General features: G+C 69.4%; 12 protein-coding genes. 7 read left to right on the top strand and 5 right to left on the bottom strand.

The window, feature by feature from the left end; all coding sequences use genetic code 11:
- Positions 1-26: 26 nt before the first annotated feature.
- From sp36 to NB3_RS09305, 3 genes are read left to right on the top strand one after another with little or no spacing between them, the layout of a single operon-like run.
- Positions 27-188, top strand: a complete 162-nt coding sequence (sp36, locus tag NB3_RS34930; RefSeq protein ID WP_085994820.1) for a Sp36 family protein — start codon at positions 27-29, stop codon at positions 186-188.
- A 17-nt stretch (positions 189-205) separates the two neighbouring features.
- Positions 206-664, top strand: coding sequence for a RidA family protein (locus tag NB3_RS09310; protein WP_067799624.1), 459 nt, complete (start codon positions 206-208; stop codon positions 662-664).
- Between the two features lie 38 nt (positions 665-702).
- Complete coding sequence (locus NB3_RS09305) at positions 703-1,494, top strand: MBL fold metallo-hydrolase (protein ID WP_067799621.1); 792 nt, start codon at positions 703-705, stop codon at positions 1,492-1,494.
- 63 nt (positions 1,495-1,557) lie between these two features.
- Here the strand turns inward: NB3_RS09305 and NB3_RS09300 are convergent, their stop codons facing one another.
- Positions 1,558-2,232: a Crp/Fnr family transcriptional regulator gene (locus tag NB3_RS09300; RefSeq protein WP_067799618.1), complete on the bottom strand. Its 675-nt coding sequence runs from the start codon at positions 2,230-2,232 to the stop codon at positions 1,558-1,560.
- A 132-nt stretch (positions 2,233-2,364) separates the two neighbouring features.
- Positions 2,365-2,607 (bottom strand): hypothetical protein, encoded by a 243-nt coding sequence (locus NB3_RS09295; protein ID WP_067799616.1) that lies wholly within the window; start codon positions 2,605-2,607, stop codon positions 2,365-2,367.
- A 223-nt stretch (positions 2,608-2,830) separates the two neighbouring features.
- On the opposite strand from NB3_RS09295, the gene nth reads away from it, so the two are divergent.
- The 4 genes from nth to NB3_RS09275 all read left to right on the top strand — a co-directional run bounded on the left by nth (position 2,831) and on the right by NB3_RS09275 (position 6,168).
- On the top strand, positions 2,831-3,532 hold the full coding sequence (gene nth, locus NB3_RS09290; RefSeq protein ID WP_067799627.1) for an endonuclease III: 702 nt from the start codon (positions 2,831-2,833) through the stop codon (positions 3,530-3,532).
- Positions 3,529-4,176: a TlpA family protein disulfide reductase gene (locus NB3_RS09285; protein ID WP_244891824.1), complete on the top strand. Its 648-nt coding sequence runs from the start codon at positions 3,529-3,531 to the stop codon at positions 4,174-4,176. Before nth ends, NB3_RS09285 begins: the two co-directional genes overlap by 4 nt.
- Before the next feature lie 85 nt (positions 4,177-4,261).
- Positions 4,262-4,978, top strand: coding sequence for an NUDIX hydrolase (locus NB3_RS09280; RefSeq protein ID WP_067799613.1), 717 nt, complete (start codon positions 4,262-4,264; stop codon positions 4,976-4,978).
- Positions 4,975-6,168, top strand: a complete 1,194-nt coding sequence (locus NB3_RS09275; protein WP_067799611.1) for a MarP family serine protease — start codon at positions 4,975-4,977, stop codon at positions 6,166-6,168. Before NB3_RS09280 ends, NB3_RS09275 begins: the two co-directional genes overlap by 4 nt.
- Positions 6,169-6,339: 171 nt before the next feature.
- Here the strand turns inward: NB3_RS09275 and NB3_RS09270 are convergent, their stop codons facing one another.
- From NB3_RS09270 to nhaA, 3 genes are read right to left on the bottom strand one after another with little or no spacing between them, the layout of a single operon-like run.
- Positions 6,340-7,275 (bottom strand): alpha/beta fold hydrolase, encoded by a 936-nt coding sequence (locus NB3_RS09270; RefSeq protein ID WP_067799608.1) that lies wholly within the window; start codon positions 7,273-7,275, stop codon positions 6,340-6,342.
- A gap of 45 nt (positions 7,276-7,320) precedes the next feature.
- Complete coding sequence (locus NB3_RS09265; RefSeq protein WP_067799605.1) at positions 7,321-7,827, bottom strand: phage holin family protein; 507 nt, start codon at positions 7,825-7,827, stop codon at positions 7,321-7,323.
- Positions 7,828-7,860: 33 nt separating this feature from the next.
- Positions 7,861-9,162: a Na+/H+ antiporter NhaA gene (gene nhaA / locus NB3_RS09260; protein ID WP_169810662.1), complete on the bottom strand. Its 1,302-nt coding sequence runs from the start codon at positions 9,160-9,162 to the stop codon at positions 7,861-7,863.
- Positions 9,163-9,366: the final 204 nt, after the last annotated feature.

The raw sequence follows: 9,366 nt of genomic DNA, 5'->3' as shown, positions 1-9,366 counted from the left end.
CCATCAAACACAGCTACGCTCGCCACATGAGTGACACGACCTTGTGGGAGTACGCGACCGTGCCGCTGCTGACGCATGCGACGAAGCAGATTCTCGATCAGTGGGGAGCCGACGGCTGGGAGCTGGTCACCGTGCTGCCCGGCCCGACCGGTGAACAGCACGTCGCCTATCTCAAGCGGCCCAAGTAGCGAAGGAGGGTGACGTAGTGACCCAGTGGGAGAAGAACCTCGCCGAGCTCGGAATCACCCTGCCCCCGGTCGCGGCCCCGGTCGCGGCTTACATTCCCGCGATCCGCACGGGGTCGCTCGTCTACACCTCCGGTCAGCTGCCGTTCGTGAACGGCGAGTTGTCCGCGGTCGGCAAGGTCGGCGCGGAGGTCTCGGTGGAGGCGGCCAAGGAAGCCGCGCGGTTGTGCGCGCTGAACGCGCTGGCCGCGGTGCACGACCTGGTCGGGTTGGACGCGGTGGTGCGGATCGTGAAGGTGGTCGGGTTCGTCGCGTCGGCCCCGGGTTTCGGCGACCAGCCGGTGGTGATCAACGGCGCGTCGGAGTTCCTCGGTCAGGTGTTCGGTGACGCGGGCAAGCACGCGCGCTCGGCGGTCGGCGTGTCCGAACTTCCCCGGAACACTCCGGTCGAAGTCGAACTGATCGCCGAGGTGCGCTAGACCGGAACTGTCGGCTCCGTTTCTATCCGAGGTTTGCGATGACGTTGACACACCCCGCCTACGGGCAACTCCGGCAGGTCACCGAGACGGCGGCGGTGCTGCTCGCCGACAATCCGGGACAGATGACCTTGGAGGGAACCAACACCTGGATCCTGCGCGCGCCGGGGCGGTCGGACTGTGTGGTGGTCGACCCCGGACCGCAGGACGAGTCGCACAGCGCCGCGATCGCCGAGGCCACCGGCGGCCGGGTCGCTCTCACCCTGATCACCCACCACCATCACGACCACACCGGCGGTATCGACCGACTGGTCGAACTGACCGGGACGACGGTGCGCGCCAAAGACTCCGGTTTCCTGCGCGGCTCGGCCGCCGCCTTCGCCGACGGCGAGGTGATCGAGGCCGCCGGACTGCGGATCACCGTGCTGGAGACGCCGGGCCACACCGGTGACTCGGTGAGTTTCGTCCTCGACGACGCGGTGCTGACCGGTGACACCATCCTCGGCGCAGGCACCACCGTGCTCGGCTCGGGCAGCGGCGCGCTGGCCGATTACCTCTCCTCGTTGGACCGCCTGGTCGCAGCGGGCGCGGGCAAGGCGTTGCTGCCCGCGCACGGCCCGGATCACCCGGATCTGGAGCCGGTGGCTCGTTATTACATCGCGCACCGGCACGAGCGTCTCGATCAGGTGCGGGAGGCGCTGCGGGTGCTCGGCTCGGACGCGGACGCGATGGCGGTCGTCCGGCGCGTGTACGCCGATGTGGACGAGCGGCTGTGGCCCGCGGCGCGCAGCTCGGTGCAGGCGCAGTTGGACTACCTGAGCGTGCACGGCTAGCCGGAACGACGAGAACGCCGGGTTCAGTGGAGCGCTGAACCCGGCGTTCGCGTCGTAGGGGTGTTACCGGGCGCGGCGGGCCAAACGCTCGGAGTCGGAGATGAGCACGCTCTTGCCCTCCAGCCGCAGCCAGCCGCGATGCGCGAAGTCGGCGAGCGCCTTGTTCACGGTCTCGCGGGAGGCGCCGACCAGCTGGGCGATCTCCTCTTGGGTCAGGTCGTGGGTGACCCGCAGCGCGCCCGCTTCCTGCGTGCCGAAGCGCTGCGCGAGCTGCAGCAGCGCCTTGGCGACGCGGCCGGGCACATCGGTGAAGATCAGGTCGGCCAGGTTGTTGTTGGTCCGGCGCAGGCGGCGGGCGAGGACGCGGAGCAGTTGCTCGGCGATTTCGGGCCGCTGATCGATCCAGCCCTTCAGTGCGTCGCGGTCCATCGTCACCGCGCGCACTTCGGTCACCGTGGTCGCGGTGGAGGTGCGCGGACCCGGGTCGAAGATGGACAGCTCGCCGAACATATCGGACGGGCCCATGATGGTCAGCAGATTCTCGCGCCCATCGGGCGAACGGCGTCCGATCTTCACCTTGCCGGACGTGATGATGTACAGCCGGTCACCCGGCTCGCCCTCGTTGAAGATGACATGACCGCGCGGGAAATCCACCGGCTGAAGTTGCTTGGCGAGGGCGGCCACCGCAGTGGGCTCGACGCCCTGGAAGATGCCTGCTCTGGCGAGGGCCTCGTCCACGAATGTGCTCCTTAGGGAAATGGCTCTGTACCGGACCGAAGCGACTCGGCCAACAGCGCAGTCTACGCGGCGTCACTACAGCGTAGTGACGGACACCACGTAACGAGTGGATTGCGCGACACTCGCGCCTGATCAGCTCGCGCGGGCCACATCCATCTCATCGCCGCGGGAGCGGCGCTTGCGCATTCGGGCAACGGCGGCGGGCAGACCGAGCTTCGTCAGCTCCTTCACCTCGGCGTTGCTTGCCTTGTCCAGGTACTGCTGAACCTCTTCGTCGGGTTCGAGAAGTTTGCGGAGCCGGTTCTCGACCCGCTCCATGCCCAGTGCGAACAGCATCAGCACCACTGGGAAGAGCACCACAGCGAGTCCTTGCATGACGAGCAGTAAACACCGTCGAGGTCTCAGATGGAACACGGCAACTGAACTGGAAGGGCAACGTTGTCCGGCGGTTCCGTATGGTGGACGCGTGCGTGTCTCCCCCTCCACCGCCTCCGGGAACGGGCTTGCGCCCGGCTCCGAGCCCGCAGGTACGCCGCCGGTCGCCGCCGCGGCTCCGAAACGGAAAACCAGGGCGCGACAGGCGGAAACCCGGCTCGGGCTGGTTCGCCGCGCGCGCCGGATGAACCGGGAATTGGCGACCGCTTTCCCCGACGCGCACTGTGAGCTGGATTTCACCACACCGCTCGAACTGGCGGTCGCGACAATACTTTCCGCGCAATGCACCGACGAGCGCGTGAACCTCACCACGCCCGCGTTGTTCGCCCGTTACCCGGACGCGCGCGCGTATGCCGAGGCGAACCGGGCGGAGCTGGAGGAATACATCCGGCCGACCGGATTCTTCCGGAACAAAGCCTCCTCCCTGATCGGACTCGGCCAGGCGTTGCTGGAACGTCACGACGGTGAGTTGCCTCACACACTGACCGAACTGGTCCAGCTGCCCGGCATCGGGCGCAAGACCGCCAACGTGATCCTCGGGAACGCGTTCGGGGTGCCGGGCATCACGGTCGACACCCACTTCGGCCGCTTGGTGCGCCGCTGGGGATGGACCGAGGAAGAGGACCCGGTCAAGGTCGAGCACATCGTCGGCGAGCTGATCGAGCGCAAGGAATGGACGATGCTCTCGCATCGGGTGATCTTCCACGGCCGACGGGTCTGCCATTCCCGCAAGCCCGCGTGCGGCGCGTGCGTTCTGGCCAAGGACTGTCCGTCGTTCGGGATCGGGCCCACCGATCCCGAGGCCGCGGCCAAGCTGGTGAAGGGGCCGGAGCGGGAGCATCTGCTCGAGCTGGTGAGCCGGTGAGTTCGGAGCCCTCGGGCCGAAGGAGAACGGGACATGCGTGGCGCTGGGCACTTGCCGGTCTGATCGTGGTGGTCGCGCTGGCGGTCGCGGTGTGGCCGCGCGGCGGCGACGACCGGACGCAGGAGCAACACCCGGCTTCGGTCGCCTCCGGCGTCTCCGCCGACCTGCGCGCCGCTGCTCATCTGCCCGACTGTCCGACCGGCGCGGCCTCCGGTAGCGGCCCGCTGTCCGGGATGACGCTGAGCTGCCTGGCGGACGGCAGGCCGGTCGACCTGGCCGCCGCGCTCGCGGGCAAGCCAGCCCTGCTGAACCTCTGGGCCTATTGGTGCGCACCGTGCGCCAAGGAGTTGCCGTATTTGCAGCAATACGCCCAGCGCGCCGGAAACGCGATTACGGTGCTGACCGTGCACAGCGACCCTGATGAGGCCAAGGCACTGTCCCGTTTGCGCGGACTGGACGTTCGATTGCCCGGCGTGCTCGACGCCGACGCGCGCCTGCGCACCGCCGTCGGCGCCCCCGCAGTGCTGCCGATCTCGGTGCTGGTGCGTGCCGACGGCTCGATCGCCGACGTGGAGGTCCGCGCTTTCGACGGGGTGGATGACATCGCCGATACCGTCGCGGGCAAGCTCGGAGTGGCCGCGTGACGATGCGGGTGGACGAATCGATGGTGGAGGTTACGGTGCGGGCGTGCACGCGGGTCGGTGGGCGAATGCGCGGGGGAGGTGGGCGATGACCATCGAAATGCCGCCCGGCATCCCGGCATGGCTGACCCGCGCGGCCGAACCCGCCCCCGACAGCGCCGACACCCTGACCAGGGCGCGCGCGCTGCGCCGTGCCATGACCGTGACCTCGAAGCCGCGTCAAGCGGCGGTGCTGGTGCTGTTCGGCGGCTCGCCGGAGCCGGACCCGGACGCGCCGGGCGGACTGCCCGCCGACGCGGAGGTGCTGCTCACCCAGCGCGCTTCGACGCTGCGCCAGCATCGCGGCCAAGTGGCCTTCCCCGGCGGCGCGGCGGACCCGGGCGATGCCGGGCCGATCGATACCGCGCTGCGCGAGGCGTGCGAGGAAACCGGCCTCGACCGTTCCGGCGTGGAGCCGTTCGCGGTGCATCCGAAGCTGTTCGTGCCGGTGTCCCGTTTCGACGTGACACCGGTGCTGGCGTACTGGCGTACGCCGGGTGCGGTCGACGTGGTCGACCAGAGCGAGACCGAGCGGGTCGTGCGCATGCCGCTCGCGCGGCTGCTGGATCCGGCCAACCGCTTCCTGGTCCGCAGCTCTCTCGGCTACCAGAGTCCGGCGTTCCAGGTGGACGGAATGCTGGTCTGGGGCTTGACCGGCGGCATCATCGCCGGGATCAGCAAGGCCTCCGGCTGGGACCGCGAGTGGGACCACCACGACGTCCGTGATCTGGAGACCGCACTCGCCGCCGTAGGAATGACGTTATGAGCTCATCGGCCTGGCTCGACATCGCCGTCGTGCTGCTGGCCCTGCTCGCCGCCTCGTCGGGGTGGCGGCAGGGCGCGGTGGCCTCCGCGCTCGCCTTCCTGGGTGTGGTGCTCGGCGCGGTCGCGGGCATCCTGATCGCGCCGCACATCCTGGTGCACGTCGACGAGGGCCGCACCCGGGTGCTGACCGGCGTGCTGCTGATCGTGGTGCTGGTGATCGTCGGTGAGGTCGCGGGCATGGTGCTGGGGCGCGCCGCGCGCAGCGGCATGCGTCATCCGTTCACGCGCAGCGTGGACAGCGTGGTCGGCGCGGTGCTGCAAGCGGTCGCGGTGCTGGTCACCGCGTGGTTGCTGGCGCTGCCGCTCGCCACCTCGTCGCAGCCCGCCATCGCGACGGCGATCAACGGCTCGCGGGTGCTCGCCGACGTCAACGACGTCGCGCCGAACTGGCTGCGCAAGCTGCCCAACGAATTCTCCAAACTGCTCAACACCTCCGGCCTGCCGGATGTGATCGGGCCGTTCGGGCGGGCGCCGATCGCCGCCGTCGAACCACCCGATCCCAGCGTGCTGGCCAGCCCGGTCGCGGCCTCGCTGCAACAGAGCGTGCTGCGCATCCGCGGTGTCGCGCCGAGTTGCCAGCGGGCGCTGGAGGGTTCGGGCTTCGTGATCGCCCCGGAACGCGTGATGACCAACGCCCACGTCGTCGCGGGCACCACGAGCGTCGACGTGGACACCGCCTACGGCTCGCTGCCCGCGTCGGTGGTGCTGTTCGATCCGTTCACGGATGTCGCGGTGCTCTCGGTGCCCGGCCTCACCGCTCCGGTCGTGCCCCAGGCGCCGTCGCCCGCTCGTACCGGCGACAGCGCCATCGTGCTCGGCTACCCGGGTGGTGGCCGGTACACCGCGAGCGCGGCCCGGATTCGCGAGACCTTGGACCTGACCGGACCGAACATCTATCGCGACGGAACGGTGAAGCGGGAGGTCTACACCGTCCGCGGCCTCGTCCAGGCAGGCAATTCCGGTGGGCCGCTGGTGGATACCGAAGGGCAGGTGCTCGGGGTCGTCTTCGGCGCCGCGGTGACCGACAACGACACCGGTTATGTGCTGACGCTCAACGAGATCCGTTCCGAACTCGACGCTTCGCAGCGGTCCGACGGTCCGGTGGCCACCGGAGCGTGTGTGCTGAGCTGATCGGCGGTGCTCAGCGCGACGGCAGGCCGTACCACTGGAATGGAGCGGTGGCGTCGCGCTGATACCGCGTAAGTCGTTCGGCGGCAGCGAGACTGCTAGCGACCGGCGAACGCGGGGATCGCTGCGACCCCGGCCGCGAACCCCGCGGCCGGGAGTGCCTCGGAAAGGGGTTCAGCCGAGGAGTTCGGCCAGTTGCTTGGTCACCGCGTCCGGGTTCTCCTGGTGGGCGAAGTGCCCGGCCGCCGGGATGACCGCCAGCCGCCGTTCCGGCGAAAGGTGCGGGTCGCGGCGGAAAGTTCCCGGCAGCACGTACGGGTCCAACTCGCCGCGCATGGCCAGGACCGGGATGCGGACGGGTTCGCGCATGGTCGCCATGAACCGGCGGCCGTCCGGACGCCACTGACTGCGGAAGGCCCAGCGCTGGTACTCCAGCGCGCAATGCGCGGCGCCGGGGATGCGGATCGCCGACCGCATCCGCTGCGCGGTGTCGACGAATTCCTCGGTGCCCGCCCATCCCGCGCTCACCCGCTGGCGCAGCAGCCGTTCCACTTCGAAGCCGTCGGCGGTGGTCAGCAAGTGCTCGCCGTAGCGGGGCAGCTGGTAGCGGAGGAAGTTCGGCAGCCAGGCCGCGCGCTGGCGGCGGTTGCGCAGCACGGAACTCTTCAGCGCGGCCGGATGCGGTGAGCCGACCAGCGCGATCGAGCGAACCAGTCGCGGATGCAGCACCGCCGTGGTCCAGCAGACCAGACCGCCTTCGGCGTGCCCGGCCAGCGTCGCCTCGGTGTAGCCGAGCGCCCGGATCAGCCCGGCGACGTCACCGGCGAGCGTCCAGCCGTCGTAACCGCGCGGCGGTTTGTCGCTGTCGCCGTAGCCGCGCAGGTCGACGGCCACGGCGCGGTAGCCGAGCTCGGCCAGGCCGGTGAGCTGGTGCCGCCAGGACCACCAGAAGTCCGCGAAGCCGTGCAGCAGCACGACCAGTGGAGCATCGGACCGCTCCGGCGCCGCGTCGACCACGTGGAATCGGATGCCGTTGGCGTGCACGTCCCGATGCGTCCACGGTCCGTCGTAACGGACGCTGGACGGATCCGGAAGCAAGTTCGCCGACACGCCGATCGAGCCTAGTAGCCGCCGTACCGGCGCGCGCACGCGCGCCTAGGAAGTCCGCTTGTCCAAGGCGAGACGGTCGTCGTGCGCGGCGGCGCCCAAGCCGTGCGGCAGCACCGTGCGCGCCTGCTTGAGCGAATCGATCGTCTTCTCCGGCGCGCGCAGTTTCTTCACCCTGCGGTAGCCGAGGAATGCCAGCACCGCGGTGGCCACGACCATCAACAGGAAGACGATCAGGAAGGCGGCCCAGCGCGCCAGCCACACGTCGAGCAGTTCGCCGAGGAAGAAGAAAAAGAAGAACGTGCTGAACAGCAGCACGGTGAGCGCGAGGATGAAGTAGACGCTGCCCTGCAGGCCCTTCTTGATCTCGCCGGTGACCTCGGCCTTGGCCAGTTCGACCTCGGCGCGGACCAGGGTCGACATCTGCTCGGCGGCGTCGCGCACCAGCGTCCCGAAACTGGCGTTGCCGAGCGGATCGGCATCCGTGAGGGGAATGGAGGTGACCGTCCGACCGCCCTGCGCGTCGCTCCCGTTACCGCCGTGGTTGAAACTCACTTGGTCGACCCTTCTCCCTGTCCCGGCACTGCTTCAACTCCCGTTCGATCGGCGGTGCTCCCGGTGCCCTCCGTGGTCACGCAGGCTACCGCCTCCGGGCGGATCGCTCGCGCCGCCGTCTTGTTCACGTTGTAGCGCACGGGCGTCCCGCCGAGCCTGGTGGACACGCCCACGCCGCAACAGTAGCGCCGAACCGGCGAGCGACGCCGCCATTGATGTCACCAACACGGCGGCCTTCGCCAACTCGACGGCCGATTCGCCCGCGACGTCGGTGAGCGCGAGTTCCGCCACGAGAAGGCTAACCGTGAAGCCGATCGCGCCCAGCACCGAGAGGGCGAACATGTCCCGCCAGCCGAGACCGCTGGGGCGCGTCGCGACGCCCAACCGGATTGCCACCCAGCTGATCCCGAAGATCCCCAGTGGCTTGCCCACCAGCAGGCCCAGAATGACCGCCAGCGCGAGCCGATCGGTGAACAGGTCGCCGAAGACCGTGGGATTGAATGGAACCCCTGCGGCGAACAGGGCGAACAGCGGAACGCACACTCCGGCCGATATGGGTTGGAAGATGTGCTCGAGCCGGGTGGCGGGCGCTTCGGGTTCCCCGGGATCCGGCCGCACCCGGGTGAGCAGGCCGAGCGCGACACCCGCCAAGGTGGGATGGATACCGGCCTCGTGCAGCGCGTACCAGGACACCAGCCCGAGCGGTACATAGAGCAACGGTGTGCGGACGCGCGCGTGTTGCCCCGCCGCCCACCCCGCGAAGCATCCGGCGGCGGCCAGCAGCCACAGCAGCGACACCGTGGTGGTGAACAGCACCGCGATCAGGACGATCGCCATCAGGTCGTCGACCACGGCGAGGCTGAGCAGGAACACCCGCGCGCCCGCCGGGATGCGGGAACCGGTCAGCGCGAGCACGGCGAGGGCGAACGCGATGTCGGTGGCGACCGGGATGGCCCAGCCGCGCTCCATACCGGGGACGCCGAACCCCACCACCGCCGCGATCAGCGCGGGCGTCAGCACACCACCGGCCGCGGCGACCACCGGCAACACGGCGCGTCTGCGGTCGGCGAGTTCGCCGACGACCAGTTCGCGTTTGAGTTCCAGCCCGGCGACGAAGAAGAACACCGCGAGCAGGCCGTCCTCGGTCCACTCCGCCAGCGTCAGGTCCAAGTGCAGCGGCGGGATCGCGAGGACCGTATCGGTGACCGTCAGATAACTCGCTCCCCAGGGCGAGTTCACCCACAGCAATGCGATCGCCGCCGCGATCAGAAGCAGCGCGCCGCCGAAGGTTTCCGTGCGGAGGTAACGGGACAGTTCCGAGCGCACCTGTGTGATCACGGGAGACCTTTCGTCCGGTGGGCGGGCGTCGCGGCGGCACCCACCGGAGTCGGCTGAACGGGTGCGCGACCGCTCGCCGACCAGACTTCCCGGCACACCTTAAGCAATCTTAACGGTCGCGGCCGGTGACGAATGCCGCCACCGGCCGCGCTCAGCAGTGAGCGGTCAGCTCTTGCCCGCCCGGATCGCCTCGAAGACGCT

Origin of the sequence: Nocardia beijingensis NBRC 16342 (assembly GCF_001612785.1) — a bacterium.
GTDB lineage: Bacteria > Actinomycetota > Actinomycetes > Mycobacteriales > Mycobacteriaceae > Nocardia > Nocardia beijingensis.
The sequence above is the reverse complement of the archived record's forward strand: the minus strand, read 5'-3'. Positions and strand labels throughout refer to the sequence as shown.